The organism is Yoonia vestfoldensis SKA53, assembly GCF_000152785.1.
Taxonomy (GTDB): domain Bacteria; phylum Pseudomonadota; class Alphaproteobacteria; order Rhodobacterales; family Rhodobacteraceae; genus Yoonia; species Yoonia vestfoldensis_A.
In genome coordinates this window covers 2187802-2214035 of record NZ_CH672414.1, presented here as the reverse complement: position 1 = coordinate 2214035, position 26234 = coordinate 2187802, and the positions used below count along the sequence as shown (strand labels likewise).

At 55.6% G+C, this 26234-nt stretch carries 24 protein-coding genes and 1 pseudogene; 11 read left to right on the top strand and 14 right to left on the bottom strand.

What is annotated here, in order from left to right; translation table 11 throughout:
• The 10 genes from SKA53_RS10730 to SKA53_RS10685 all read right to left on the bottom strand — a co-directional run.
• Nucleotides 1-477: LacI family DNA-binding transcriptional regulator (locus SKA53_RS10730; RefSeq protein WP_007206159.1), on the bottom strand; the 477-nt coding region annotated here is incomplete at its 3' end.
• Between the two features lie 252 nt (nucleotides 478-729).
• Entirely contained in the window at nucleotides 730-876 is a 147-nt protein-coding gene (locus SKA53_RS15590) for a hypothetical protein (protein ID WP_007206158.1), read from the bottom strand.
• A 456-nt stretch (nucleotides 877-1332) separates the two neighbouring features.
• A complete protein-coding gene (locus SKA53_RS10720) occupies nucleotides 1333-2577 on the bottom strand; it encodes a tyrosine-type recombinase/integrase (protein ID WP_007206127.1) in 1245 nt (414 codons plus the stop codon).
• 100 nt (nucleotides 2578-2677) lie between these two features.
• The gene (locus SKA53_RS10715) at nucleotides 2678-2872 is read right to left on the bottom strand and encodes a hypothetical protein (RefSeq protein WP_007206126.1); all 195 of its coding nucleotides are present in this window, start codon (nucleotides 2870-2872) and stop codon (nucleotides 2678-2680) included.
• 503 nt (nucleotides 2873-3375) lie between these two features.
• A complete protein-coding gene (locus SKA53_RS15845; protein ID WP_007206157.1) occupies nucleotides 3376-3795 on the bottom strand; it encodes an HNH endonuclease in 420 nt (139 codons plus the stop codon).
• Between the two features lie 140 nt (nucleotides 3796-3935).
• On the bottom strand, nucleotides 3936-5807 hold the full coding sequence (locus SKA53_RS10700; protein WP_131494593.1) for a primase-helicase family protein: 1872 nt from the start codon (nucleotides 5805-5807) through the stop codon (nucleotides 3936-3938).
• A gap of 153 nt (nucleotides 5808-5960) precedes the next feature.
• A complete protein-coding gene (locus SKA53_RS15745; RefSeq protein WP_007206155.1) occupies nucleotides 5961-6644 on the bottom strand; it encodes a hypothetical protein in 684 nt (227 codons plus the stop codon).
• Nucleotides 6645-6658: 14 nt separating this feature from the next.
• Nucleotides 6659-7270: a hypothetical protein gene (locus tag SKA53_RS15740; RefSeq protein WP_007206154.1), complete on the bottom strand. Its 612-nt coding sequence runs from the start codon at nucleotides 7268-7270 to the stop codon at nucleotides 6659-6661.
• Nucleotides 7270-7704 (bottom strand): tyrosine-type recombinase/integrase, encoded by a 435-nt coding sequence (locus SKA53_RS15735; RefSeq protein ID WP_242601286.1) that lies wholly within the window; start codon nucleotides 7702-7704, stop codon nucleotides 7270-7272. The genes SKA53_RS15740 and SKA53_RS15735 overlap by 1 nt, the downstream gene beginning before the upstream one ends.
• Nucleotides 7626-8567 (bottom strand): DUF6538 domain-containing protein, encoded by a 942-nt coding sequence (locus SKA53_RS10685; protein WP_242601258.1) that lies wholly within the window; start codon nucleotides 8565-8567, stop codon nucleotides 7626-7628. Before SKA53_RS10685 ends, SKA53_RS15735 begins: the two co-directional genes overlap by 79 nt.
• A 586-nt stretch (nucleotides 8568-9153) precedes the next feature.
• Here SKA53_RS10685 and SKA53_RS10675 point away from each other — a divergent pair.
• Together SKA53_RS10675 and SKA53_RS10670 are read left to right on the top strand one after the other, a co-directional pair.
• A pseudogene (locus tag SKA53_RS10675) lies at nucleotides 9154-9375 on the top strand (transposase); the annotation flags it as partial.
• Between the two features lie 80 nt (nucleotides 9376-9455).
• Entirely contained in the window at nucleotides 9456-10472 is a 1017-nt protein-coding gene (locus SKA53_RS10670; protein WP_040482932.1) for an IS110 family transposase, read from the top strand.
• A gap of 398 nt (nucleotides 10473-10870) precedes the next feature.
• On the opposite strand, the gene SKA53_RS15265 is transcribed toward SKA53_RS10670, so the two are convergent.
• The 3 genes from SKA53_RS15265 to SKA53_RS10655 form a co-directional block, all read right to left on the bottom strand.
• On the bottom strand, nucleotides 10871-11458 hold the full coding sequence (locus tag SKA53_RS15265; protein ID WP_007206149.1) for a dimethylsulfonioproprionate lyase family protein: 588 nt from the start codon (nucleotides 11456-11458) through the stop codon (nucleotides 10871-10873).
• A gap of 260 nt (nucleotides 11459-11718) precedes the next feature.
• Complete coding sequence (locus SKA53_RS10660) at nucleotides 11719-12933, bottom strand: M24 family metallopeptidase (protein WP_007206147.1); 1215 nt, start codon at nucleotides 12931-12933, stop codon at nucleotides 11719-11721.
• 121 nt (nucleotides 12934-13054) lie between these two features.
• A complete protein-coding gene (locus SKA53_RS10655) occupies nucleotides 13055-13951 on the bottom strand; it encodes a LysR substrate-binding domain-containing protein (RefSeq protein WP_007206146.1) in 897 nt (298 codons plus the stop codon).
• A gap of 91 nt (nucleotides 13952-14042) precedes the next feature.
• On the opposite strand from SKA53_RS10655, the gene SKA53_RS10650 reads away from it, so the two are divergent.
• From SKA53_RS10650 to SKA53_RS10625, 6 genes are all read left to right on the top strand, one after another.
• A complete protein-coding gene (locus SKA53_RS10650) occupies nucleotides 14043-14846 on the top strand; it encodes a creatininase (RefSeq protein ID WP_040482930.1) in 804 nt (267 codons plus the stop codon).
• Nucleotides 14847-14891: 45 nt separating this feature from the next.
• Nucleotides 14892-16010: a polyamine ABC transporter substrate-binding protein gene (locus SKA53_RS10645; RefSeq protein WP_040482929.1), complete on the top strand. Its 1119-nt coding sequence runs from the start codon at nucleotides 14892-14894 to the stop codon at nucleotides 16008-16010.
• Between the two features lie 74 nt (nucleotides 16011-16084).
• Nucleotides 16085-16930 (top strand): ABC transporter permease, encoded by an 846-nt coding sequence (locus SKA53_RS10640; RefSeq protein WP_040483269.1) that lies wholly within the window; start codon nucleotides 16085-16087, stop codon nucleotides 16928-16930.
• Nucleotide 16931: 1 nt separating this feature from the next.
• Entirely contained in the window at nucleotides 16932-17726 is a 795-nt protein-coding gene (locus SKA53_RS10635) for an ABC transporter permease (RefSeq protein WP_007206142.1), read from the top strand.
• Nucleotides 17726-18847, top strand: coding sequence for an ABC transporter ATP-binding protein (locus SKA53_RS10630; RefSeq protein ID WP_007206141.1), 1122 nt, complete (start codon nucleotides 17726-17728; stop codon nucleotides 18845-18847). The genes SKA53_RS10635 and SKA53_RS10630 overlap by 1 nt, the downstream gene beginning before the upstream one ends.
• A gap of 72 nt (nucleotides 18848-18919) precedes the next feature.
• Nucleotides 18920-20494 carry a BCCT family transporter gene (locus SKA53_RS10625; RefSeq protein WP_007206140.1) on the top strand — a complete coding sequence of 525 codons (1575 nt, stop codon included), beginning with the start codon at nucleotides 18920-18922 and terminating at the stop codon, nucleotides 20492-20494.
• Between the two features lie 49 nt (nucleotides 20495-20543).
• Here the strand turns inward: SKA53_RS10625 and SKA53_RS10620 are convergent, their stop codons facing one another.
• Nucleotides 20544-21539: a GlxA family transcriptional regulator gene (locus tag SKA53_RS10620; RefSeq protein ID WP_007206139.1), complete on the bottom strand. Its 996-nt coding sequence runs from the start codon at nucleotides 21537-21539 to the stop codon at nucleotides 20544-20546.
• 129 nt (nucleotides 21540-21668) lie between these two features.
• Between SKA53_RS10620 and SKA53_RS10615 the strand changes: the two genes are divergently transcribed.
• The 3 genes from SKA53_RS10615 to SKA53_RS10605 are packed head-to-tail and all read left to right on the top strand — an operon-like array spanning nucleotide 21669 to nucleotide 26233.
• Nucleotides 21669-22922, top strand: a complete 1254-nt coding sequence (locus tag SKA53_RS10615) for a sarcosine oxidase subunit beta family protein (protein WP_007206138.1) — start codon at nucleotides 21669-21671, stop codon at nucleotides 22920-22922.
• Between the two features lie 12 nt (nucleotides 22923-22934).
• Nucleotides 22935-23234: a sarcosine oxidase subunit delta gene (locus SKA53_RS10610; protein WP_007206137.1), complete on the top strand. Its 300-nt coding sequence runs from the start codon at nucleotides 22935-22937 to the stop codon at nucleotides 23232-23234.
• On the top strand, nucleotides 23231-26233 hold the full coding sequence (locus tag SKA53_RS10605) for a sarcosine oxidase subunit alpha (protein ID WP_007206136.1): 3003 nt from the start codon (nucleotides 23231-23233) through the stop codon (nucleotides 26231-26233). Before SKA53_RS10610 ends, SKA53_RS10605 begins: the two co-directional genes overlap by 4 nt.
• Nucleotide 26234 lies beyond the last annotated feature (1 nt).

Here is a 26234-nt window from a genome sequence, read left to right as displayed (position 1 = left end):
CTCTCCGATGCCGTCAAGATTGGAGTCAAACAGAACCGTGGGGCAGTCCTGCGCAAATGCGGCAACACCTGCCAAGTCCGAAGCACGGCCCAAGGGCGCCAACAAGACCCCGGCAGGTTTGATCGCACGCAGACTTTCGAGATTGTCCAATTCCTGATCAGGGCCGTCATGCGAGCTGAGCAAGACAGGGGTGAAACCAGCCCTGAGGATCAAGCCTTCAAGCGTGCGGGCGATACCAGCAAAGAAGGGATCGGTCAGGTTCGGAACGACCAAGCCAATCGTGCGCGTTTGGCGGCGGTTTTGATTGATCGCATAGACATTCGGGCGATAGTCGTGCTGCTTCAAAGCGGCTTCAATACGTAGCTTTGTTGTCGCGCGCACGCTGTTTGGGTCATTGAAATATTTGGAAAGTGTCGGGCGTGAAATCCCACTTACTGCAGCGAAATCTTCCATGTTTTTGATTTTCGCTACTGTCATCGTCACTTCCTGTTTTTTAAGGCATCTCTGCGTCAAAGATTCGACACCGTCGGTTAAAAATTTACGCGCGTTAACAGGAAATTTCAAACACAGAAAATTTCAGAGCTCAGTACCAGTGACACCCCACGAAACTATGGCTTTGATGAGATCTTTTTGGGCTTATTGCGGCCAAATAAAGTCGAATAAGCTCGAGGCCGTCTTGAACTAGACTACCCCGAAAAACGATCATTGTAAGGGTGCTTGATTTGGCTCTTACGCTTCAGTCTTGGGCTGCAGGTCCAGATCTTCGACAAAGAAATCGACAACCCGGACTAGGCTATCCTCACTGATCCAGTCGGCCAGCCGATCAGGAAAAAGCACCGACTGGCCGCGATCAATGCCCTCGATGAAACCTGCCATGTCCGCCTCCGCCTGACCTGCCGAAGTCTACCACAAAGAGCGGTTTCCAAGCAGTCTCGGCCGAAAGCGGACCTTAGCGTGGGCATTACCAACGTCGCCTCGGACCGCAAAGCTGCCCTCTGTCTTGATCGCAATAAGCGTCTGCTGTCAGATCGTTCTGACGTGCCTCTCGCAGAATGGCCGCTAGTGGTTTCTGTCATCTCAAAAAAATATTTGCCTCAGTTCCCCCCGCCCGACCTCCCGCGAAGGGAAGCCGGACGGGGTGTTTTTTGAGGGATCAGCCAAGCCCTCGGTTGACTACGTAGTCAGCGAGCCATCGCCAGTACGCACCAGCTGAGGCAAAGCCCTGCTGTGTTGCAGCGAGGCTTTCGGCTTGCAGCCTTGTCAGCCCTCCATCGTATTCAGCGATGGCAGCCCGCTCCTCGAAGGCCTCGATGTCAGGGATACGGAGGGCGCTCATAGCAGCACGTCCTGAGGCAGCCTGATTTGGTCGATGATCTCCCGCTTTTGGGTGTCACTGATGCCAGCCGAGTAGAGACCATAGGTGAGCTTGTTCTCGGACCGCGCTGACTGATGGCCAACGAGGGTGGCTGTGAAGTGCTCAGGAACACCAGTGCGTTCACACTGGGTGATGAACCACTTGCGGGTTGAGTGGAACACGGTGCTGCCGAGCTCAGGATGCTGCCTGCGGAGGTAGGCATAGCGCTTGACGACCTTGTCCACGCTGAGGTTCGGGAACAGCCTACCTGAGGTTGGCAAGGTGGTATCCAAGAGGGTCTCCAGCACCGGATGCAGGGGTACCTCCCGTTCTGCTGCTTTGGACTTGAGTAACCGCACAGCATTAGGCCGGATCTGCACAAACCGCCCGAGGTTGCCCTTGGTGCTGACGTCCTCTGCCAAGAGCCCACAGGCCTCCCCTGAGCGCATCCCAGTGAGCAGACAAAAAAGAAGGGCGCTGTGAAGCACCCTGTCGTTCGTGTTGAGGAGCAGAGAGACCTGAGCGTCAGTCAGGACCCTGTGGGATCGGACCTCTGGCCGTTCCTTCACTGCAAGCCCGTCCCAAGGATTTGCCTCCAAGGTCCCCGACCGAACACACCAGTCAAGGAACTGCTGTAACTGTCGCCAGATGCGCCGCTGGGTTTGGGCCGTCAGGGATATTCCCTCGTGCTCTTCCGACAATGTGGCCAGCTCTGCCAGCGACGCCCCCTGTGCCTGGCTGTACTTGCGGATGTTGGGAGAGAGCCGTGCTATATACCCAAGCACCTCCTTGCCCAGCGTATCGTTCAGGTCGCCCAGTTTGCGCGCTCCCACGTGTGAGGTCAGCAGCTCTAAAGCAAAGCGGACTGACTTGTAGCTGCCCGGACGCAGGCGGACGGAGACCTCTGCCAAGTAGACGGCAGCGACCTCCTGAACCGGTTGCTCGCCCAACAGCCGGGCCCGCTGGTAACGCGGAACGGCGATGGCAAGCTGAGGGGGCTCACCTGACTGTACACCGTCAGCCAGCTTGGCCTGTGCCTCCAGCACAATCGCCTCAAAGGTGGTGTTCAGCTCTGCCACCCGTTTGGCCGCAACCTTGGCATCAGCGGTATGCAGGGACCGCTTGAGCGAGGACCCCAGTATGTCGTGTAACTGGACTGGGTAGGTGCGGCGGTAGATCCATGTGTTATGCCGCCTGTAGGCATACTTTATCTGTGTGGACATGATGTCTCCTAGCGGGGCAATAGCCCCAGTTTGATGGTGTGATTGGGTTTTTGTGAGTGGGATCAACAGGGGTCAGGGTTTAACCCCTTCCCTGATTGCCTCAGGTGCTGCGCGAGTGGACCCGCAGGATCAGCTCTAGACCGGGTTCGCCGTAGATCCCTTCGAGAGGTCCTGTCAGCGAGTAGCCGGTGATGCAGTCGTCATAGACGTCCAAGACCCGGAATAGGTGCTCGGGGATGTCATCGAGGGGGCGTAGGACAACCACGTCGTCCTCTTTGAGCTGCCAGTCTGTCATAACCCCCTCCGCGTCAGCACAAGGTCAGGCAACAGCAGGCCAAGCGTGAGGCCGAGTGGGATAGGGAAGGGGATGGGTTTGAGGAACTCGGGCAGGCCTGCCAGAACCACGAGAGCCCCAGCCAGAGCTTGGGGTACACTCAGAGCTATCTGCCATCGGCGTTTCAGCTGCCACTGCAAGACAAGCCGAAGCCCGCCCCCTGCAAGCGCAAGGGCCGTGAAGGTCGTAAACATGATCGTTCTCCATGATGATTGGTATCATCATAGATGCCCAGGTTTGCTCAGTTCCTGGGGGGACGGAGACCAGTACAAACTAGACAGACAGACAAGTAGACACTTGGTAAGTGCGTGCCAAAAGGTCTGATACGGTCCCACGCCCAGAGGGTGCGTATGATACGGTTCTATAATGCGACCGTAACGCACTAAGCTGCTGTTTTAAAATGGCTAAGCAGGCGGCGTTACAGTGATACGGTGATACGGCACAAAACTCCTACGGTGGCTTATTCACCCACGTCGCCTTGGCTTTCTTCCCGAGGGTGTGCGCATCAGAGACGGTGAGACTTCTTCCCGATACTGAACCGCCCTCATTTGGGCCGTAGGCTTACTGCTCACTTTATCGATCAATGGCAGCGTATCGTCAGTCGCCCCAAGGTAGCCCGCGCTAACACGTGTCTCATCCAAGGCATTTTCCCTGTGTGTACCGACCGCTAAGTGCGCAGGGTGCACACAATATTCATTTCCGCAGATATGCCTGACAACCTCAGCTCGCTCACCTTTCGGCGGCCACCCCTTCATCGCAAAGGCGACGATCCGATACGCATATTCCCGTTTGCCAAAAAAGGGCCATTGTTTCCGAGCAGCTTCAAATACCCAGCATCCGGTCTCCGTTTCCAAGTCGGCCGAGGACAAGATTTCCTTGAGCATGTTTGGCAGTGTTTTGGGATTGTAGAAAGCTTGTAGCCAAAGGTTATTGCGCTTTATTTCTGGAACCACCCAACGACTGTCATACTCTCGACAAGCGGCCAAGGCACACCGGTAAGCCTGATGGATCATTTCGGCCTTGTTCAAAATTTTAGATCTTCTTTGGAGAGGTTACTCAGATCATCAACCGGCTCTTTTGTCTGCTGCCAGAGATAGGATTCAAAGTCAGTGTCTGAGGTGCTGTCAGCAAAGGGCCCGCGCGCATAGTTTTCTTCGGGGCGGCCGTGCAGCTCATACTCAACCGTTGTTTTACCCTTCTCTGTTTTTGTGTGTTTATACCGACCAGGGCGCAATACGTGTGCAGTCAGCTCGTTCCAGCCCTTGGAAATCGCTTGCGAGATCGGCCACCACGTGAAGCCAAGTGGTATCGCTCCATCCAATTCCTGTGACAGTAGCGGCGCATCGACCCTGCCATTTTTCAAAGAGCCGCCCCCCCGTGCCCATACTCGTTGTGTTTTGCCGTCAAACCGTATGCTGGCTGGGACCCATCCCAGATCTCGAAGTAGGTTACGCAGTGCTTGCTGTCCTTTCAGCCTCAAATGATTGACGAGCAGCTGCTGATCAGCACTAGGAATGATTGTTACGTTGTAGACCGACAACAGGTCCTCCAGGACGTCCTGCACCTCGATGCGTGCCTCTCCCATTAATTCCTTCATCAAAAGGCTGCCGATTTTTTGGGGCTTCAATATGATGGGATCAAAATCGGTGTGATAGCTCCGCCCAACGAGCTCCAAGTACCAACGTTTCAGCTGCTTTGGGTTTGCCAGATCCGCTCTGAAGGTCGCTGTGATTGCATCAAATGCGTCTTTGCGGTCGCCGTATGCATGCCCCTCATGGTTCATGTCGATGAGAAAGTAGCGACGTTCTCCACCCTCGAGCCATGTTGGCTTATGGTTCGTGGTCAACATGAACGCACACTTTAGTCGTATGGTTTGCTTGGACAAATTCTTGACATCGAGCATGGCTGTCTCGCCTGTGATGTAGTCTTTCATCTTGTTGCCAGCATCACTGTGGCTCGAGAGCTTCACCTCTTCGACTTTGATAAATTTCTTGGAGAGGCTGTCGATGGAAAATCTCTGGGTCAGCCCCTCAATGCCGTTTTCATTTGCCGTGTTTGCCTCGCCAAATAACGCCTGTCCAAGCTCCAGTAAGGTGCTTTTCCCCGTCCCCTTGGTTTCTGAGTACAAAAATATGGCCCAACGAGGTTTGAGGTTTTCATGCTTCAAAGACCAGCCAAGCCAATCGAGCAGTATCTGCCGCTCAAGTGGGGTTGCGATGGCAAAATCAATGAGGTCCTGCAAACTGCCCAGAGGCTTGGCATCATCACGATCAACTGGCGCTTCTTGCCGATAACTAGGCTCCACCCAGACGTTCAAATCGCAATATCCATTGCGCCATAATCGTTTCGCTGAGTTGCCCGGGAGCATGTATTTTTTGCCAGAGTACAGCGCAAAGCACATCCTGGGATCGATCGTTGTGCCATTCACGACAGCGAATGAGATTTCGTCGATCATGGCCGCTCTCAGTTTCTTGCTTCGGTACCATTTATAGAATTTCTGGGCAATTTTCTGGGATAAAGCCCTAAATATCTCAAGGTCAGTAAGCTCAAAATGAGTTTCCACGTCTATATACTTGCGCTTATGCTGGACAAAGCAGCTCGCAGCATAAAGCTGCACCTCTCGTTTCAGTCGCAAGGTTTCCTTGGTATCTTCACCATCTTCAGCGTGGTGGATGTCTTCCCAGCTGGCCCTAGTGTCCCAGCCCATTCCACACTGGAACAGCTCGTCATGGATTTCGATTTGTAACTGCTGGAAGTCCGTAAGCTCATGGTCGAGAGCCAATAGCTCGATTTCGTCATCGGTATATGGTTGTCCGTGGGTCTCGGAGATCGCATCAGCGAGAAGATCTTGTTCGATATCAATCTGGATACCGTTTTCTTTCATTGGTGCGGGCATCTACAATCTCCTCTAAGCCACGTTGTTAATTTATGCCCGTTGACGCAAGACCCCCCTGCCATACGGGTCCCCTATATGAGGAGCCTTAGAGGGTCCCTTTAGGGTGTTATTGTTCTTATGTTGTTCATCACAAACATACCTACCCCCAGGATCCTACCCTAGGGTGACCTGAGGGGTGATCCCTGTGTGATCCTTGAAGACTGCCTTCATGATCGTCCGTGTTGTGTCTTTGTCTTCATCAGCAACAATAACAGCATCATGGACGGGGAGGGCGACGATACCTTTCGACCTGAGAGCTTCGAGGACATCTACAAGGATATCGGCTTCTGTGCGGAACAGCTGCATGCCTATCCCTGAGGTCATTAGCGGGAAGATCATTGGGTGCTTCTCCTGGATGGCTGCGAGGATGTCCCCGAGGCTGATCCTTGGAGGGAAGTGCTTGCGAGACCTCTTTGGTAGTCGTCTGGGCAGTACCGTGCTGTTGATGACCGTTTGCATCACCTTCTTGATGCCCGGACGACAGCTCACTGGGATACCATATTCCGACAGGTCGTAGAGGTCACCTGGAGGCAGGTGGTCTTGTGCTGCCGCGACCGCATACAACAGCAAGATGTTCATCTGGCCGTAGTCACACTCCACCACAGCATCCTGATTGATGCTGATATGCTCTTGTCGTTCATCTGAGGACATCGACTGCCAGAACCCACCATAAAGCCTGCCCCCCTGCGCAAAGTCCGAGTTATTGAAGATGCGGCGGAGGCGGCGCTGCGCAGCATTCGCGTCTGGGTAACTGCAGCTGATGTCCGCAGCCCCTAGCCACGCATTGATACCGGTCATTTGCCTGCGCAGACCTAAGTCGCCTGATTGTCCTCATATTCCTCATACTCTGCAATGCTGGCCGCATGACGCTTGGGCGCACGGAGCACCAACACCTCTTCCTCGGACGCATGGCCTAGGTCATCCTTTGTGATCTCAAAGCGCTCTATGCGTGAGAGCAGTTTTTGTCCTGCCCTCAGGATGGTTTGTCGTCCCCCCGCAAAGGCCATGTTCAGATCTTCATCGACAATCTTGAAGTTGCTATGGCCTTTCTCGACAACAACGAAGTCCATCTCGGGTGCTGACAGTATGTTCAGAATGTCTGGGAGGGTTTTGCCAAGGGCGATGCCTTTGTACCGCGACTTCGCTCGCAGGATTTTGTTACTCAGCGGGAGGTGTAGGCTGTTGTGCTGCGGCTCAAGCGTAACGGCACAAAGGTCACACAGGATCGCCTCAATTGTTCGCTCAAAGGTGATCTGATCTGCTGGTCTACGCACGCGTTCGCGGGTCTTGTAATAAGCTTCATAGCCGCTCACTTGTTTTTGCACTTCTACGATAAGCGCCTTCAGCTTATCGGAGATTGCACACAGGAACGGGTTAAACGCTCGGGCTTTCTCAGGTGATAAAATATCCTCGTGCCTCTGCATTATCCCCACACCCGCTCCATCTGCTCCCGCATGACCTCTAGGGCATAGCCTGAGCCATAGTTCGCAGCGACGGTGTTGGTGCTGTGACCCAGGATGGCCAGGGAGATGGCCTCAGGACAGCCAGTATTGCGCAGCTTGTCCTTCATCCGGTGGCGGAGCGAGTGGATAGTCACCTTGGGATCACTGATCTGTGTCCTTAGCCGCTTCATCAGCATGGCGGACGCCGCATCACTCCCCCTTGGTCGGGCATATTGTGGGAAGATGGGGTCTGTGCCGAGGGCCTGCGCTTGCTGGTGCTTGAGGCACGCTATGGCTCTGGGGGACAGCGGGATCGTGCGTTCTGACGTTTTGGTCTTCAGGCGGCGGAGCGTGTTGTGGCGGATGTGCAGGCAGCCAGCCTCGTGGTCGATGTCGTTTGCCTCGAGCCCGACGATTTCTGCAAGGCGGGCGCCGCTGTCTGCGAGGGTGATAAGCAGGGCATAGGCTCGGGGTTGCTTTGATACTCTGGCAGCAGGGCTTCCAGCTGGGCATCGCTCATGGGCAGGCGGTCATCCTTGCTCGCCCCCGCACCTTTGATCTTGATGCCTTGGAACACGTTGCGCTGCTCGAGATCGTTCTCGATGATCACGTGGTTCATGGCAGCCTTGATGACCCCAAGGGTACGTAGAACTGAGTTTGGTGCCATGCGGTTCAGCAGGTAGTCCCGGAACGTGTTGGCATCAGCACGGTTGATGTCGGCCAGCGGTGTCCACTCCACCCTGTTCTTGCCAAGCACAATGACCAGGTCCTTCCTGATGCGCTCAATGCGGGTCTTGAGGTCTGTGTGCTCTACACTGCCGTCGCACTTGTAGGCACAGTATTCTGTCAGCACCCTGTGCAGGGTCATCGGCTCTGGCTTCAACCTGGCGCTGCCAACCTGGCGGACCACGTCAGCCGGTGTGCTGCCCTCAAGTTCCGCAGCCAGCTCCCGGAAGTCGTCTGTGATGTCCCATTCCGGTTCAACCACACCTTCCGCAAACACGTCGGCATGCCAGGCTCCCAAGTGCTCACGCACCAGGGACTTGGCCCTCACACTGCTGGGTGTGTTACGCTCCTGGTCGAACAGCGCTTCTATTTCAGCATGAACGACCGGAAGCCTTCGGATCGCCTCATCGTAGCTTTCTCCGAGTTGGCGGTACACGGTTGCTTTGGGAATTACTTCACGCAGCGCCTTGGGCACGTTGCGCTTATACCGGTACGAGCCATTGGCGCGGCGGAACACGTAGCGAGGCAGCTTCAAGGGCATCTTCTGGTCCATGCTGAGTAATCTCAGCCGCAGGATCACGCGGTGCAACCTAAATCGACCCGCCAGACCTGACAAATCACAGCCCGAAATCGACACAAGTGGTCCCAAAAGCGGTCCCGAAAATGGTCCAGAAAAACACTAAACACTAAGTTATTGTTGGTTTTCTTGGAGATATCGGGGAGGTTCTGGTGCCCAGGAGAGGGCGTGGTGCGTCTATAACTATCGAGCAGATATAGAAGCTTAGCGACCACTTTCCGATTGGAAATGGTCCTGAAAGCGGTCCCGATTTTGGGCATCATACGTCCTGAGTTTTGAGCCAAAGTAGACCTTTTGCGGACAGTGCAGCGGGCGACCAGTATGAACTCAGAGTGACCGATGCTGCAAACAGCATAGCTGACAATAATATTTCAACGCGAATTCTGATCAGCTCATTGCAGCAGTGGAGCTGCTTTAGTCTCTGTGTTGTGTGCCTGTTCTTCGATACCTGCACCCAAAAGCAACGACAGTAAAAAGTGTCTGACGTCAGCACCTGTGGGTCTGATTTGAGGATTTGAACAACGGAGGATTTCTGGTTCATCTTATCGATTAGGAGATCGAGATGATGAAGAAACCTGAAACTTCGAAGGACGCGGCTGACAAGCTGGTCAAGAACATCCGCCGCAAGACTCGCCAGACGTATTCAGCGGAGGAAAAGATCCGCATTGTCCTGGCCGGTTTGCGTGGCGAGGAAAGCATTTCTGTGCTGTGCCGGCGCGAGGGTATTGCCGAAAGCCTGTATTACAGCTGGTCGAAGGAATTTCTCGAGGCTGGCAAGCGGCGTGAACTGATGCGGTGGATGCCCCCACCTGCCGGCATCGTATACCATGACGGTTCTATATTCGCTTAGTGGAGGGCACATCGATGACATCAAAGATCAGTATTTTAGCGATCGACTTGGCAAAAGGCAGCTTTCAGGTCTGTGCTGTTGGGCAAGATGGGGTGGTTGTTTTCAACCGCGCTATGTCAAGAACGCGTTTAGCAACGCTACTTGCTGACCACCCAGCCTGCATTGTGGCAATGGAGGCTTGTGCCACCTCGCATCACTGGGGAAGATTTGCGCAAAGCCATGGCCATGAGGTTCGGCTCGTACCAGCTGCTTACGTGAAGCCGTTTGTGAAACGCCAGAAAAATGACCGTGCCGACGCTGAGGCCATTGCGGAGGCTGCCATGCGCCCGACCATGCGGTTTGTGGCAGTAAAGAGCACAGAAACCCAAGGCCGCGCTGTCGCATTCCGAACGCATCAATGTATGGTTCGGCAGCGCACGCAGTTGATCAATGCCCTGCGCGGTCATTTAGCCGAATTTGGGTTGGTGGCGCCCAAAGGGCCTGCGAGACTCAAACTGCTGGAGAATGCGCTGGCTGATGAGAGCACAGATCTGCCCGAGCCGGTCCGTCATATGGGATCAATCTATGTTGAGCAGATTGCGCGTCTCACCGAAGTCATTGACCGGCTTTCAGACGAGCTGGAAACTTCATCGAAGACAGATGAGCAATTGCGCAGGCTTTGCACTATTCCCGGTATCGGCCCTGTCACCGCAGGCGCTGTCGCGGCATTCGCCCCTGATCTTGATACATTTGACAGCGGCCGCAACTTCGCCGCTTGGCTGGGTTTGGTCCCACGACAAAGGTCGACGGGCGGAAAGGCCAGACTGGGATCGGTCAGCAAAATGGGGCAAACCGACATCCGTCGATTGCTGATCGTTGGCGCCATGAGCGTAATCCGCTGGGTGGTTCGCAGAGGCGGCAGTACAAACCGCTGGCTGGCCGCACTGGTGGCACGCAAGCCAAAGATGGTCGCCGCCGTTGCCTTGGCGAACAAAATGGCGCGGATGATCTGGGCGCTTTCGACAAAGCAGGAGAATTATCGAATGGCGTGACCTGGAGCCTAAAAGGCAAAAGGCACGACATGGCCGCAAGGCCAGGGTGAGCGATCGACGAGGAGTACGCGATACGGACTTCGAAGTTCAAGGCAGGGAAATTCAGACCCGGGGCTCGAGCGCTTGCAGCTCTCTGAACCGATGTGAACCCAGCCTTCCGAACAGCATACCGGCCCGTGGCGTCATGGAAGGCCACATTCAAAGGCCTGACACACGTCCGATCGGAGACCCCGCAGAAAATCGAAGATAACGCTTGCCAAACAGGGGGCGGTTCACAGGTCTGAAGCTGTTAAGTTCCAGCCTGCCCAATATTCCTCAAGCAATTTAATCCGCATAGGGTGAGCGAGTGGCGCCTCTTTTTCATCACAGAAGCATGCACAGCATCTTTTGCGCTCCGGCTATTCCTTCAGGACCCAGAAAACGAGGAGTGGAAGATCATTGGACCGCATCGCGTGCGGGATATTATGCGGATTGTAGAAGGTTTCGCCCTTCGCCACATGAACCCATTCGTTCCGACCTTGACGAAAGTCGCCCGTGTTCATGACAAGATAGGTTTCTTGGGGTGGGTGCCTGTGATTGGGATACTGCACGTTTGGCCCGAGAAGCGACACTCCCAGCCAAACGCCCTCTCGCGGTTCGAGGCCACCGGGACCGACAATCATCGCGTTTGCATGGTTTTCGGCAAAACCTTCGCTTGCACCGCTGCAATCCCCTTGACGGCGCCGCCACCGGAGCGTCGGTTCGATGCTAAAGAATGTCGTCATCACCTGTCGAAGATCAGGTTCGTCGGAGACGGACGGGTTCGCAATATCCGTGAGATACTTGCAGACCGGAAGTCGACCGCTGTCGGACTGTGATTGTGGTGCGGGAGACTCAAGGGTGGCAAAGACTTGTTCAAGCAAGCTGACAGAGTTCGGATCTCGCGCACGGGCAGAATAGGCAATTCTTGCCGCATCTAGAAACTCTTGTAGGGCTCGGTTTCGCATTTTTACATCAGGGTTTCAAAATGATTGAAGTTGTCTGACGGCCAATGCCGCCAGACGACGAAACGGTAACGCCAACCATTATGTCCAGCATGGATTAGTAGGCGCTGTTCGTTTGGATGAAGATCGGTAGGCCCCCGCCGCGCGCAATCACTGTGTAGCCATGCTTTTGGGTTTCACGCGATAGGAAGGTTACCGCTATGACCAGCGCCAACAGGGCGCTGATCATAGCAATATTGTTTGCTACCGAGATAGCACTGATCTTAGTTCTTGATGACATTGTGCTCGGGGCCGAATGGGAATCCGGTGATGTTCTCGACTGTGTTGTCCTCGCCGATCACTAGGATGTCATGCTCACGGTAGCCGCCAGCGCCAGGCTGACCTTCCGGGATCATGACCATGGGCTCCATGGACACGACCATTCCTGGCTTGAGCTCCGTTTCAATGTCTTCGCGAAGTTCTACGCCAGCCTCGCGGCCATAGTAATGGCTCAGAACGCCAAAGCTGTGGCCGTATCCGAACGAACGATACTTCAGCAGGTCCCATTCGCGATACATCTCGTTGAGCTCGATCGCGATATCCATGCAGCGCGCGCCCGGCTTGATCAACTCGAGTCCACGCTCGTGGACCTTGACGTTCTTCTCCCAGATATCGAGGCTTGCATCATCAACGTGGTCGCAGAACAGTGTGCGTTCCAGCGCCGTGTAGTAGCCAAAGATCATCGGGAAAGTGTTGAGGCTGAGGATTTCACCCGACTGCACTTTCTTGTTCGTTACCGGGTTGTGCGCGCCGTCGGTGTTAATGCCGGACTGGAACCAGGTCCAGGTGTCCATCAATTCGACGAAGGGGAAAGAGTTGGCAATCTCGCGGATCATCGCATTGGTACTGGCAATGGCGACTTCGTGTTCGGGAACACCGGCTTTGACCGCAGCGGCCACAGCAGCACCGCCAACGTCGGCGACGCGGGCGCCTTCTTTGATCAGCTTGATTTCTTCGGCCGACTTGATCGTCCGCATCCACATCGCGGGCTGACCGACGTCAACGAACTCGACGCCCGGCAGGGCATCCTGAAGCAGTTGGCGGTATTCCAGCGACACGTGGTCGAATTCGATACCGATGCGCTTGGCACCCGGTGTCAGTTGCTGGATCGCGCGGTAGAAGTTGTCACGACGCCAGTCAGTATACGTGATGTTGTTGCCGAAGCTGCGACGGAAGGGTTGGCCGCCGTCGATGCCGGCAGAGATCGTAGTGGCGTTCTTCTGGTCGATGACCATGCCGTATTTACGACCGAAATAGCAGTACAGCCATCCGCTATAATAGTTGATGCAGTGATAAGAGGTGAAGAGTGATGCATCGACATCGTTCTTGCCCATCCAGTCGCGCAATTCGTTCTGGCGACGGGCCATTTCGTTATCTGAAAAGGGCGAGAACTCCTTCTCGCCGTTGTGCCATTCCATGACGTGGAGCATGTCGTCCATTGTCGATATTCCTCTCTGCTAACAGTGACCTTGTCTGCGTAGCAGTGTGGCGATGCGACGAAAAATTAATTGCAATCATCTTACCATAAGAATTACAAATTTACCCTGGTGGGCGTGCCCATTATCCGGCGCGAGCACGCGTCGGCAAGCGGAAGGATGACACATCCTCCGTGATCTGCTCGATCAGTTTCAGCGCGGCATCGGACATCTTTATGTGCTTGTAGAACAGCCCAATGTGGATCTTTGACAACTTCGGGAAGCCATCGCTGGCGGTGAGGACCCGCATACCGGGCAGCAACGTCTTCTTTGTTAACGCGGTGACGCCCATGCCATCCAAAACTGCCTTTTGAAGAGCTGAGACGCCGAGGCTTTCAAAGGATACGCGCCAATCGCGCCCTTCGGTATTCAGCGCGTCGATCATACGCTTGCGATAGAAACAGCCGTCGGGATGCGCGATCACCTTGAGTGGCTGGTCCGGATCTATCTTGTGATCGCGGGCGCAAACCCAGACCGGACGTTCCGACCAGTAGATGGAGACGTGGGGCGCGGGCATTTCATCTGTGATGGCAATGGTCATATCCAGATCATCAACATGGAGGGCTGCAAGAAGCTCACGGCTTCGGTAACAGCGAATGTCCAACAAAACAGCAGGGTTCTCGTGCGAGAACTTGGCAATAACGCTTTGGAAATACTCAATTGAATAGTCGACCGGCAGGCCAATCCTGAGCGTTCCAAGAAAGGCTGCCTGCTGCAAATTGGCTACCGCCCGGTCATTGAGGCGCAGCATCTCCCGTGCATAGCCCAGGAGAGTCTGCCCGTCCGGCGTCAACTCTACCTGCTTGCCTTCATGCTTTAGTAATTTGGCACCGACAACCTCTTCAAGGCGCTTAATCTGCAACGATATCGCCGGCTGCGTCCGCCCGAGAATATTCCCGGTTTCCGTATAGTTGCGTAGGTCGACCACAGTCACGAAGGTCCGAAGAAGGTCAGTTTGCAGGTTGGTGAATTTGCGCATCATTAACAATCCTTATCCAAGCATTGTTACTATGAATTTCTGTGGCAAAGCAAGCTGCCCTAAGGTCTGACGATCTTCAGATGCAGGGGGTGCAATGTCACATTCTACAGTTTTCGCCGCCGAAATGGCTTGGCCCGACTACCAGAAGCGAGTCCAGAACGGCGATGTGCCCATCCTGATCCCGCTCGGATCAATGGAGCAGCACGGCCATCATATGCCGATGCATGTCGATGTGCTTTTGCCGACCGAATTCGCCCGCCGCGTGGCCGAGCAGGTCGGCGCCCTTGTCGCGCCGCCGTTCACCTACGGATACAAATCGCACCAGAAATCCGGTGGCGGAAACTTCTTTCCCGGCACGACCAGCCTTGATGGCGCGACTTTGGTGAACGCGCTCAAGGACGTGGTCAAGGAATTCGTGCGTCACGGCGTGCGCAATCTGTGCATCGTCAATGGCCACTTTGAGAATTCCTGGTTCATTACGGAAGCGATTGACCTTGCCTTGCGCGAGCTGGGTTGGGGCGACATTCATGACGTCAAGGTCGTAGTCCTGTCCTATTGGGACTTTGTGGATCAGGCGTCGATCGAGAAGCTGTATCCGAACGGCTTTCTCGGATGGGACATCGAGCATGGAGGGGTTCTGGAAACGTCCCTGATGCTGCGTTTGCACCCCGATCTCGTGTCACTTCAAAGCGCGGTAGAGCACGCCCCGGCAACATTTCCGCCCTACGACGTCTACCCGGCTAAGCCGGAATGGACACCAGCAAGTGGGACGCTGTCCTCACCAAAAGAAGCTACCGCCGAAAAGGGCGATATCCTTCTGGATGTGTGCACCAAGGGTATTATTGCGGCGCTCACAAACGAGTTCGGCAAAGCCGCCGCACTGGCGAGTGCAAGCTGATCCTCCCATCAAAAGAAGAAAATGATCCCAACAAGGAGTAACCCGATGTCCACTAAATTGATCCGACCAAGTCGCCGCAGTCTGCTGAAGATGACAGGTGCCGCAGCCTTGGCTACGCCTTTCCTGTCCATCCGTGCCGCGGCGCAAACGACCGAATTGTCGATGCTTGCTTGGTATGGTCACGCAGAGCCCGATATCGTTGGTGAATTCGAAGAGGCCAACAACGTCAAGTTCGTGCCTAAATACTACACCGGCGGTGACAACATGCTGGGCCTGATTGCGCAATCCCCGCGTGGTACTTTTGATGTGATCCTGTCAGATGGCGAATATGTGCAGCAGCTTAACGCTGCTGGCTATATCGAAGAGCTGGATCCGGCTGACTACGCCTTTGACGACTTCTTCCCCGAATTCCAGAAGTTCCCTGGCCATTGGCAGGACGACAAGCTCTATTCCGTTATTACGCGATTTGGCTTCCTCGGCGTAGCCTACAATACGGATGCCTTCACCGAAGAAGAGGCCTCCAGCTACGATCTTTTTGCAGACGAGCGGTTGACTGGAAAGCTCGGCCATTTTGACTGGCACCTGCCCAACCTGGGTCAGATGAGCCTCCATGTCGGCAATTCATCGCCTTACGACATCGACGAAGCGGCTTGGGAACTAGTGCAGGAGCATACCATGGGCCTGCGCCGTCAAGCTGGCGGCTTCTTCGATTATGGCGGCACCTTCTCGTCGCTCGACAACGGGCAAATGCTGGCCTTTGCAGGGATTGGTGACTGGATCACCGGTACCCTGGAAAAGAACGGCAGTCCGGTACGCAGCGTCATTCCAAAGGAAGGTGGCTTGCAGTGGACCGAGAGCTTCTCGATCGGCAAAGGCTCACAAAATCAGGAAATGGCCAAGAAGTGGATCCAGTACATCACCTCCCCGGAAGGCCAGGCGAAATCTGCTGACATGGCAGCCTATCCGGCTATCGTGCCCTCGCAGGCAGGATGGCGCGTGCTCAATGAGACCAATCCCGCCGAGGCACAGCGCCAAAACATGGTTCTGGGACAGCGCAATGCGATGGACATGATCCGTGAAGGGCTGATCCAGTATCGTCAGCTTCCGGTTCAGCAGAGCCTCGAAGACTGGAATGATTTTTGGTCCGACTACAAAGGCGCGTAAGGCGCTTTTGAGTTGGGGCGCATGGTTCTTTGCGCCCCAACAAGACGCCCGATTGCTCAGCTATGGGATCTGATATGACCAAGCGACCAACACTTTTTTCATTGATCTTGTCGATGCCGCTGCTGCTCTGGCAGTTATTGTTTTTTCTTTTTCCGCTCCTGTTTCTGGTCGCGATCAGTTTCTGGACAGTGCGCAACTTTCAGATGACGCCCGACCTCAACTTTGGAAATTGGGAGCGTGTCCTGTCACGTGGTGTGTTTTGGGACGCCTATTTCCGGACCATGGTCCTTGCTACGACGGCAGCCGTGGTCACCAGCATTATCGCTTTTCCGGCGTCCTATGCGATTTCATTCAAGATGAGTGAGAAAGCCAAGCGGTGGATGATCTTTATTCTCATCATTCCGTTCTTCACCAGCTATCTTGTCCGGGTCTATTCGCTCCAGGTCTTCCTGTCTGATGCGGGCATCATAAACGCGGCATTCGCGTATATTGGTCTTGGGCCATTCCCGATGTTGAACAACGCATTTGGGATCATCGTGGGCATGGTGACGCTGACTTTGCCCTTGGTTGTTCTGCTGCAGACATTCAGCCTGAACTTCGTCAATCGCGACCTAATCGAGGCTGCGCATAACCTGCGCTGTGGTAGATTGCGGACGGTTTTTGCGGTGATCGTTCCATCAGCCAAAGTGGGTCTTGTGATCGCTGCGCTGTTTGCATTTATCCTCAGTTTTGGAGACTTCGTCAGCCCGCTGTATCTTGGGGGCGGCAACCCTCCGACACTGTCGATCATGATCACCGATTTCACCAAATCCGGTCAGCAATGGCCCCGCGCGGCGGTGGTTGCGATCATGATGATTATCACGCTGCTCACCGCAGCATTCGCGGCAGTCACCTATGCGTATAAAGAGCGGGGCAAATAAGATGGGTAACGAAAACCGCATAATCAACGCGCTGCTAAAACTGCACATCGTGCTTTGCCTGCTGTTCATCTTTGCCCCGATCGCCGGAAGCTTTGTATTCTCGCTCAACTCCGACCGCTTCCCGTCGCTGCCTCTGGGCGAGTTCTCGACCGAATGGTACCGCCTGATCTGGGAAGACCCGCTGGTTTGGCAGGGCTTCGGCAATACGCTGGTCGTGGGGCTGACCGTCGCTGTCATTGCAACCATCCTGGGCTTCGGCGGGGCGTATACGGATTTCCGGTACAACTTCACCGGTAAATCCGTCTACGTAGCTCTTGCACTTTTGCCACCGACCATTCCGGTCGTGATCATGGGGTTGGCCATGCTGGCCTTCCTGAGCCGTGTTAACCTGTCCGGTACGACCATTTCCGTCATCATCGCGCATGGTGTGATGTGCAGCCCGTTTGCAATGGCCATCATCCGCTTGCGCCTGTCGCAGATGGACCCTGACCTTGAGGCGGCATCGTGGAACATGGGCGGCAATCAATGGCAGACTCTTCGCTATGTGATCATCCCGTTCACCAAGCCTGCGATCTTTGCCGCGCTCTTCATCACCATGGCAGTCTCGTTCGATGAATTTGCGGTCGCGTGGTTCGTGTCAGGCCTCAACGAAACATTGCCTGTGAAGATTCTCGGCTTCCTGCAAGGTCAGGTCAGCCCGCGTATCAACGCCATCGGCTCACTCGCCTTCCTAAGCTCAATGACACTGATCATTCTGGCCCAGCTTCTGCTGCGCAGCCCGGAGGAGGAAAAATAATGAAAGCGAACGCACAAATGGAACAGCAATCAGAAGCGATCGTGAAGTTCGACAACGTCGTAAAGCGGTTCGGAAACTTCACTGCAGTCGAAAAAGCTGATTTCGAGATTGGTCGCGGAGAGTTCCTGGCCATCATGGGATCATCTGGTTGTGGCAAAACCACGACGCTGCGTATGCTTGCAGGCTTGGAAGATCCCACTGAAGGCGCAATCTATCTTGATGGCGAGAAGGTGAACGGCAAAGCCACGTGGGATCGCGATACGCCGATGGTTTGGCAATCTTTGGCCTTGTTCCCGTTTCTGACTGTTCAGGAAAACGTCGAGTTTGCGCTCAAGATGCGGGGTGTCGGCAAAGAGGAACGTCGGCAGCGCGCGGAAAAGTGGCTTGAGAAGATGCAGATCACAGAGTTTGCGAACCGCAACATCAATCAGCTGTCTGGCGGTCAAAAGCAACGTGTGGCCTTGGCCCGTGCCTTGGTGACCGAGCCGAAGATCCTGCTGCTGGATGAACCTCTCTCGGCGCTTGATGCACACCTCAAAGTGCGCATGCAGGCTGTCTTGTCAAATCTGCAAAAGGATCTGGGGATTACATTTGTTTATGTGACACACTCCATGTCAGAAGCGTTTTCCATGGCCGATCGTGTGGTCATCATGAGCCGGGGTCAGATCGAACAGATCGGAACGCCTGAAGAAATTTATCGCGAGCCTTACAATCGCTTTGTCGCGGAGTTTTTGGGCTCGGCCAACATCTTTGATGGTGTGGTTCAGGGCCCGGCCGGTGCAGATGGCTGGCAGGTCGCCTATGAGGGTGGAGAGACCATCTTGCCAAAGAGCGAGCGGCCGGATGCCAGGCAGGGTCAAAAGGTCACTTTCATCGTCAGCGCGGAGAACATGCAACTGAGCTTGCCAGACAGTGGTCAACCCGGGATAGAGGCCAGCGTTGCAGGTGAGGAATTCATTGGCGGCACGGCAATGGTCTTTCTCGAGACCGCTGGCGGCCAAGAGCTTAAAGTACAGAAAAGCCATGACGAATTGTCGGTGCTCAATCTGCATCCCGGCTCGAAAGTGGTCGTGCATTGGGAATCCGGAAGCTGTCACGTGCTGCCTGGCGAGAACAAGTGAGTTTGGTCTAACATCAGCGCGCGCGTGAGATTACGATCCGCGCAATCAATTCGAACAACGGGGCCGGTTATCATGCTTATTCGATCTGGAGTCTTCAGAGGCGTAAATCCGTACTCGTCCTTAATTTCGGCGGGCGTCATACTGCTTTTCGTCTTTCTGGTGCTGGCGTTTCCGGCCAGTTCGGCAGATTGGATTGATTCAGCCCGGACATTCGTTACCTTCTACTTCAACTGGTGGTACGTTGTCCTATCGGGTGTTTTTCTCGTCTTTTTGATCGCGATTGCCGTCAGCAAATATGGCTCTCTCCGGCTTGGTGATGCGGATGAGCGACCGAAATACAGCTACTTCACCTGGTTCGCCATGCTCTATGCTGCTGGGCAGGGGATTGGCATTATCTTCTGGTCGATCGCCGAGCCGATGTTCCATTATGCCGGGGGCACGCCGTTTGCTGAAGGCACAGGCAATCAAGCAGCGGCGGATATGGCGCTTCAGGTAACCTTCTTCCACTGGGGCCTAAACGCTTGGGCAATCTATTGCATAGTCGCACTGGCTCTTTGTCTTGTCAGCTATCGCCTGAAAAAACCGCTAGGAATTCGTTACACCCTCTACCCGCTGTTTGGGGATCGGGTCGAAGGGGCGCTCGGCGTCGTGATCGATGTGATTGCAGTATTCGCGACTATTTTCGGCATCGCTACTTCGCTTGGCTTAGGAGTTACGCAGATCAACGCGGGTCTGAACCATATCTGGGACGTCCCGATTTCGGATGCAGTCCAGCTTGTCTTAATCGCTGTCATCACCGCCGTTGCATTGTGTTCGGTTCTTTCTGGTTTGGACCGGGGCATCAAGTGGCTGTCTCAGGTCAACATGTGGCTGACCATCGTCCTATTGATCTTCTTTTTTGCCTGGGGGCCGACGCGGTATCTGATGCTTAGCTTGGGTGATGCCACGTTGTCTTACGCAAAGAGCCTGTTTTCGTTCAACGTTTATGTCGAAAGCGTGCCCGCCGAAGCGGCCCGTTGGAGCGACATGTGGCAGGGCTGGTGGACAACCTTCTACTGGGGCTGGTGGATATCCTGGGCGCCGTTTGTTGGGGTGTTTGTCGCGCGTGTATCTCGGGGCAGAACCGTGAGGGAATTCATTTTCGGTGTTGTTGGGGTGTCCTCGCTTGTGTCTTTCGTCTGGATCGTGGCCTATGGCGGCACGGCGTTGTGGACCGAACTATTTGGGCCGGGCGGCGTATCCGATGCGGTCAGCGCAAATGTGTCCATGGCGCTTTTCGCAACCTTTGAGGCCATGAATGTCGGCTTGATCGGCGTGATCGCGGGTGTGCTTGGAACGATCCTGGTGACGACCTATTTCGTCACGTCGTCGGACTCTGGCACGCTGGTCGTGGCCACGATTCTGAGTGAAGGCAATGAGCACCCGATGTATCGTCACCGCTTGATCTGGGGCACCTTTGAAGGCGTCGTGGCTGCGGTCTTACTGATCGTAGGCGGCAGCGCGGCGCTGAGCACCTTGCAAACGGCGGCGATTATTGCCGCGATGCCGTTCTCGATAATCATGGTTCTGATGTGCGTCGCCATCGTTCGCTGCCTGTCGCTTGAGCACAAAACAGAAGCATCGGCAGAGCTCGGCGAGACCAACTGAGCAACGCGTCTTAGGCGGGTGGCAAAGTGCCCGCCGGACGCGGTCATTTTCAAGCCAAAAGATCGCGCGCAGCAGTCGCGCGATCTTTCTGTCTCCAGGCATCCGGGGGAACGCCTTCGCGGGTGCGAAACACCTTGCCGAAATGCGATGCATCGCAAAATCCCGTTGCCGCGGCAATCTGTGTGATAGAGGTATCAGTGCCACTCAAAAGATGACGCGCAACTGAGAGTCGGACCGACAAGCCTACCTCTGCAGGCGAAATTTGAAGCGCCTCTATGAAATGGCGCTCCAGCATCCGACGACTGACTTTCAAGCGTTCTGATAGCCGATCGACCGTCATCGGTGTGGCCACATTCTGGCGAATGAGGTGCAACGCTTTCCTGACAAGCTTGTCCGACGTGGCAAATTCAAGCGGTAAACCAGGCTGAGGATTTTCGGGCGTCTGCGCTTCGTCGATGATCATGATATTCAAGCTTTTGCGTGCTGCCGCCGACCCAATGTGCCGCTCCACCAGGTAGGCGGCGAGGTGCGCCGAGCTAACACCGCCGGAACAGGTCAGGCGATTGCGGTCAACCACGAATATCTGATCGGACACCGGAATGAGCCCCTCGAACTGTTCCAAAAAGTCATTGTGATGGAACCAGCTCACGCAGCAGCGATATCCTTCCATCAACCCTGCTTTGTAAAGGATGAACGCGCCGGTACAGACCCCAACAATCGGCACGTTAGCCAGCGCCGCACGTTTAAGATAGGCAATGTAGTCAGGATTGAGGTCTTGAATGGCGGGGATCAACCCGCCGACTACGACCACATAATCGAACTTTTCTGGGTCGCCAAGGCGTTCATCGGGGTGCACGGGAATGCCACAGCTGGAAACCACCGGGTTCATTGTCGCAGACACGATGCGCCATGAACACCGTATCGGGCGCGAGCGGTCTCCCTCATCTGCCGCCAATCGCAGGACATCCGCAAAATTTGCGAAAGCTGACAAGGTAAATCTCCGTGCCAGGATGAACCCAATTTTGAGAACGGGTTTGGATTCCATTTAGACCTCTTCATTAAGCGTCCCGAGACGCAGATATACTATGTTTTTGGCGTAAAAATACAATGTCGAAATGGGGTGATATGCGACCAAAAGGAGGACAGGTTCCATATAGATTCGAGGCTACCTAAAATGACACATTTTTCCGGCTTTTCGCTGTTAAAAAACGCGCTGAGCGGCCACAAGAATTGGCCCGAACAGTGGCCCGACAAACAACCCAAAGCCGAATATGATGTGATCATCGTCGGGGCAGGGGGCCATGGTCTGGGTGCGGCCTACTACTTGGCCAAGGAACATGGCATAACGAATGTCGCAGTCATCGAAAAAGGCTGGCTTGGCGGGGGCAATACTGGGCGCAACACGACAATTATACGCTCGAACTACCTATATGATGAAAGCGCAAAGCTCTACGATCACGCTCTGGATCTGTGGGACAACCTGTCGACCGAGCTAAACTATAACGTCATGTATTCCAAGCGCGGCGTGATGATGCTGGCGCATAACGTGCATGACGTGCAGTCATTCCAGCGCCACATCCACGCCAATCGTCTTAACGGCGTCGACAACCAGTGGCTGAACCCGCAGCAGGCCAAGGAATTTTGTCCGCCGCTGAACATTTCGCCTGATGCGCGTTATCCGGTGATGGGCGCTGCGTTGCAAAAGCGCGCTGGCACCGCGCGGCATGATGCTGTCGCTTGGGGTTACGCACGGGCTGCAGCCAAGCGCGGCGTCGACATCATCCAGAATTGCCCGGTCATCGCGATCCGGCGCGCGCCCGACGGGTCGGTCGAGGGCGTAGATACCGCCAAGGGCTTCATTAAGGCCAAGAAGGTCGCGGTCTCCGCAGCCGGTCACACGAGTGTCGTGATGGAGAGCGCGGGTGTGCGGATGCCCCTCGAAAGCTATCCGCTTCAGGCGCTTGTTTCCGAACCGATTAAGCCTGTGTTCCCGTGCGTCGTGATGTCAAACACCGTGCATGCCTATATCAGCCAGTCCGACAAGGGCGAGCTAGTGATTGGGTCTGGCACGGACCAGTACACCAGTTATTCGCAGCGCGGCGGTTTGCCGTTGATCGAGCACACCGTGGCTGCCATTTGCGAGGTGTTCCCGATCTTCAACCGCATGCGGATGCTGCGTAAATGGGGCGGGATTGTCGATGTGACGCCAGACCGATCGGCGATTCTCGGCAAGACGCCGGTCAAAGGGCTGTATGTCAACTGCGGCTGGGGCACGGGGGGATTCAAGGCCACACCGGGCGCAGCGCATACACTGGCTTGGACGGTTGCCAAAGACGAACCGCACCCGATCAACGCGCCGTTCACGCTTGAGCGCTTCACCACCGGCCGTCTAATCGACGAAGCCGCCGCAGCCGCCGTTGCTCACTGAGGAGACAGACCCATGCTTTTGATTCACTGCCCCTACTGCGACGATACGCTTCCCGAGCTGGAATTTTCTTATGCTGGCGAGGCACATATCGCACGCCCCGCTGATCCATCGAAACTCAGTGATGAGGAATGGCGCGATTTCCTGTTTATCCGCACCAACGTCAAAGGCGTTCACGCCGAACGCTGGCGCCACATCAATGGATGCGGCCGCTTCTTCAACGCGCTACGCGACACGGTGAGTGACCGTTTCCTGACCACCTACAAGGCAGGTGAGGCCCGCCCCGACACCACCACATTGGAGGCTGCAGAATGACCGATTTTCGCGTAAAAGGCCGAGGCCGTGTGAACACGGACAAGCCGATCAAGTTCACATTCGACGACCAGACGTTTCAGGGCTTTGAGGGCGACACGGTCGCTTCGGCGCTGCTCGCCAATGGCGTGCACCTGATGGGACGCAGCTTCAAGTATCACCGCCCGCGCGGGGTGGTCACAGCCAGTTCCGAAGAACCCAACGCGCTGATCGGCACGACCCGTGGCAAAGGCCGGTTCGAGCCGAACACGCGTGCCACGATCCAGGAAATCTACCCCGGTTTGAAAACCGAGAGCCAAAACAAGTGGCCGTCACTCAAGTTCGATCTGGGCGCGATCAATGACCGGCTCTACATGCTGTTCTCGGCGGGTTTCTACTACAAGACCTTCATGTGGCCACGCAGTTTCTGGGACAGCGTCTATGAACCGATCATCCGCAAGGCGGCCGGTCTTGGGAAAGCCCCAACCGAGGTCGATCCCGATATCTATGCAAGCCGTTATATGCACTGCGACGTGCTGGTTGTTGGCTCTGGTCCCTCAGGCATCGCTGCTGCGCTGACCGCTGGGCGCGCAGGATCCAAGGTGGTTCTGGTGGATGAAAACTCGGAAATGGGCGGCACGATCCTGTCCGAACCCTCTGTGTCGATCGACGGACAGTCCGCTTGGGATTGGCTTGAGGGTGCTATGGCAGAGCTTGACCGCATGCCCAACGTCCGTCGCATGACGCGCACAACTGCGATGGGGTATTACCATCAGAACATGATCGGGCTGGTTCAGAAACTGACCGATCACATGGGCGATGTGCCCGACGGTGCACCGCGCGAACGGATGTGGCGGGTGCGCGCAAAAGAGGTTGTGCTGGCGCAGGGGGCGATTGAACGTCCGATGGTCTTTGATGGCAACGACACGCCCGGCGTGATGATGGCCGGGGCCGCACAGACGTTCCTCAACCGCTTTGGCGTGCTGGTCGGAAAGAAACCTGTTGTCCTGACCAGCCATGACAGCGCGTGGTACAGCGCGTTCGACATGGCCGACGCAGGCGCAAGCGTGGTTGCGATTGTCGATACGCGCAATGAATTGCCAAAAGCGCTACAGAATGCGGCGAAGGCCCGTGGGATCAAAACCTATCTGGGATACACGGCCACAGGGACAAAGGGTCGCCTGCGCGTCAGCGCTTTGCGCGTCAATCCTGTGCGCAACGGCAAGGTCGGCGCCGGGCATATGCTGTTCTGCGACGCGGTCCTGGTCTGCGGCGGGTGGACGCCCTCGTTGCATCTTTTCTCACACACCAAAGGCTCACTCGATTGGGATGCGGACGCCAAGGTCTATTTGCCGGGCCACAAAACCGAAGACGTGCATATCGCAGGTGCCGGCCGCGGGCTCTGGGGCATCGCTGCCGCGCTTGACGATGGTACAAAGGCTGGCATGGATGCGGTCAAGTCGCTCGGTGGCAAAGCGGGCAGCGCAACCTACGAAGTTGCTGAAGATCGTACCGGCACCGGCATAACTCAAAAGGAACTGCCCACCGACCGCAACCCCGGCAAAGCCAAGGCTTTTGTGGATTTCCAGAATGACGTGACCGCCAAGGACATTCGTCTGGCCGTGCGTGAAGGCATGAAATCCATCGAGCATGTCAAACGCTACACCACCAACGGCATGGCGACCGATCAGGGCAAACTGTCAAACATGAACGGTCTGACCATCGCGTCCGACGCGCTTGGAAAAGAGGCGCCGAAAGTGGGTCTCACGACCTTCCGACCGCCATATACACCGACGACATTCGGGGCGTTCGCGGGCTATCACAAAGGTACCCATTTCGAGGTGACACGTTGCACGCCGATCGACAGCTGGGCCGAGGAAAATGGCGCAGAGTTCGAGCCGGTCGCTCTTTGGCGGCGGGCATGGTACTTCCCCAAAGCGGGCGAGGACATGCACAAGGCCGTGGCCCGCGAATGCAAGGCGACCCGTGAATCCTTGGGCATTTTCGATGCTTCCACCCTCGGCAAGATCGAGGTCTCCGGCCCCGATGCGACCGAGTTCATGAACCGGATGTACACCAATCCGTGGACCAAGTTGGGTGTAGGGCGTGCACGTTATGGTCTGCTGCTGGGCGAGGACGGGTTCATCCGCGATGACGGTGTCATTGGCCGTATGCGCCATGATCTGTTTCACGTCACCACAACAACCGGCGGTGCCGCGCGTGTGCTGAACATGATGGAGGATTACATCCAGACGGAATGGCCCGATCTCAAGGTCTGGCTGACCTCCACGACCGAGGAATGGGCGACCATTGCACTCAACGGTCCGAACGCGCGCAAGGTGCTAGAGCCGTTTGTCGAAGGCGCGGATATTTCCGCCGAAGCGTTTCCGCATATGTCGGTGCGTGAATGTACAGTCGCCGGTTTCCCGTCGCGGCTCTTCCGGATCAGCTTCACTGGAGAGCTTGGCTTTGAGATCAACGTGCCCGCCCGTCATGGCCGCGCGCTTTGGGAAAAGCTGTGGGAAGTGGGCAAGAAATACGACATCTGTCCTTATGGCACTGAAACCATGCACGTTCTGCGCGCCGAAAAGGGCTTTATCATCGTTGGTCAAGACACCGATGGCACGGTGACACCGCTGGACGCGGGTATCGGCTGGGCGATTGGCAAGATGAAGTCCGACTTCGTCGGCAAACGATCGCTCGACCGGCCCGACATCGTGGCGCCGAACCGCAAGCAGCTTGTCGGCCTTCTGACCGAGGATCCCAAAACCGTTCTGGTCGAAGGCGCACAGATCGTGGACAACCCAAACCAGCCCAAGCCCATGAAGATGATCGGGCATGTGACGTCATCCTACTGGTCGGAATCGCTGGGCCGCTCCATCGCGATGGCGGTGGTCGAGGGCGGGTTCGATCGGATGGATGACACCCTGCACATCCCAGCCGAGAATGGCGCGATCGTTAAAGCTAAGGTTACAGGAACCGTTTTTTATGACCCCGCGGGCGACCGCCTGAAGGTCGAATGAG

What these genes read in the sequence shown, in the direction of transcription:
- SKA53_RS15590 (WP_007206158.1), bottom strand. Translation starts at nt 876, where the DNA reads ATGGCAGGTTTCATCGAGGGCATTGATCGCGGCCAGTCGGTGCTTTTT.
- SKA53_RS10720 (WP_007206127.1), bottom strand. Translation starts at nt 2,577, where the DNA reads ATGTCCACACAGATAAAGTATGCCTACAGGCGGCATAACACATGGATC.
- SKA53_RS10715 (WP_007206126.1), bottom strand. Translation starts at nt 2,872, where the DNA reads ATGACAGACTGGCAGCTCAAAGAGGACGACGTGGTTGTCCTACGCCCC.
- SKA53_RS15845 (WP_007206157.1), bottom strand. Translation starts at nt 3,795, where the DNA reads ATGCTCAAGGAAATCTTGTCCTCGGCCGACTTGGAAACGGAGACCGGA.
- SKA53_RS10700 (WP_131494593.1), bottom strand. Translation starts at nt 5,807, where the DNA reads ATGCCCGCACCAATGAAAGAAAACGGTATCCAGATTGATATCGAACAA.
- SKA53_RS15745 (WP_007206155.1), bottom strand. Translation starts at nt 6,644, where the DNA reads ATGACCGGTATCAATGCGTGGCTAGGGGCTGCGGACATCAGCTGCAGT.
- SKA53_RS15740 (WP_007206154.1), bottom strand. Translation starts at nt 7,270, where the DNA reads ATGCAGAGGCACGAGGATATTTTATCACCTGAGAAAGCCCGAGCGTTT.
- SKA53_RS10685 (WP_242601258.1), bottom strand. Translation starts at nt 8,567, where the DNA reads ATGGACCAGAAGATGCCCTTGAAGCTGCCTCGCTACGTGTTCCGCCGC.
- SKA53_RS10670 (WP_040482932.1), top strand. Translation starts at nt 9,456, where the DNA reads ATGACATCAAAGATCAGTATTTTAGCGATCGACTTGGCAAAAGGCAGC.
- SKA53_RS15265 (WP_007206149.1), bottom strand. Translation starts at nt 11,458, where the DNA reads ATGCGAAACCGAGCCCTACAAGAGTTTCTAGATGCGGCAAGAATTGCC.
- SKA53_RS10660 (WP_007206147.1), bottom strand. Translation starts at nt 12,933, where the DNA reads ATGGACGACATGCTCCACGTCATGGAATGGCACAACGGCGAGAAGGAG.
- SKA53_RS10655 (WP_007206146.1), bottom strand. Translation starts at nt 13,951, where the DNA reads ATGATGCGCAAATTCACCAACCTGCAAACTGACCTTCTTCGGACCTTC.
- SKA53_RS10650 (WP_040482930.1), top strand. Translation starts at nt 14,043, where the DNA reads ATGTCACATTCTACAGTTTTCGCCGCCGAAATGGCTTGGCCCGACTAC.
- SKA53_RS10645 (WP_040482929.1), top strand. Translation starts at nt 14,892, where the DNA reads ATGTCCACTAAATTGATCCGACCAAGTCGCCGCAGTCTGCTGAAGATG.
- SKA53_RS10640 (WP_040483269.1), top strand. Translation starts at nt 16,085, where the DNA reads ATGACCAAGCGACCAACACTTTTTTCATTGATCTTGTCGATGCCGCTG.
- SKA53_RS10635 (WP_007206142.1), top strand. Translation starts at nt 16,932, where the DNA reads ATGGGTAACGAAAACCGCATAATCAACGCGCTGCTAAAACTGCACATC.
- SKA53_RS10630 (WP_007206141.1), top strand. Translation starts at nt 17,726, where the DNA reads ATGAAAGCGAACGCACAAATGGAACAGCAATCAGAAGCGATCGTGAAG.
- SKA53_RS10625 (WP_007206140.1), top strand. Translation starts at nt 18,920, where the DNA reads ATGCTTATTCGATCTGGAGTCTTCAGAGGCGTAAATCCGTACTCGTCC.
- SKA53_RS10620 (WP_007206139.1), bottom strand. Translation starts at nt 21,539, where the DNA reads ATGGAATCCAAACCCGTTCTCAAAATTGGGTTCATCCTGGCACGGAGA.
- SKA53_RS10615 (WP_007206138.1), top strand. Translation starts at nt 21,669, where the DNA reads ATGACACATTTTTCCGGCTTTTCGCTGTTAAAAAACGCGCTGAGCGGC.
- SKA53_RS10610 (WP_007206137.1), top strand. Translation starts at nt 22,935, where the DNA reads ATGCTTTTGATTCACTGCCCCTACTGCGACGATACGCTTCCCGAGCTG.
- SKA53_RS10605 (WP_007206136.1), top strand. Translation starts at nt 23,231, where the DNA reads ATGACCGATTTTCGCGTAAAAGGCCGAGGCCGTGTGAACACGGACAAG.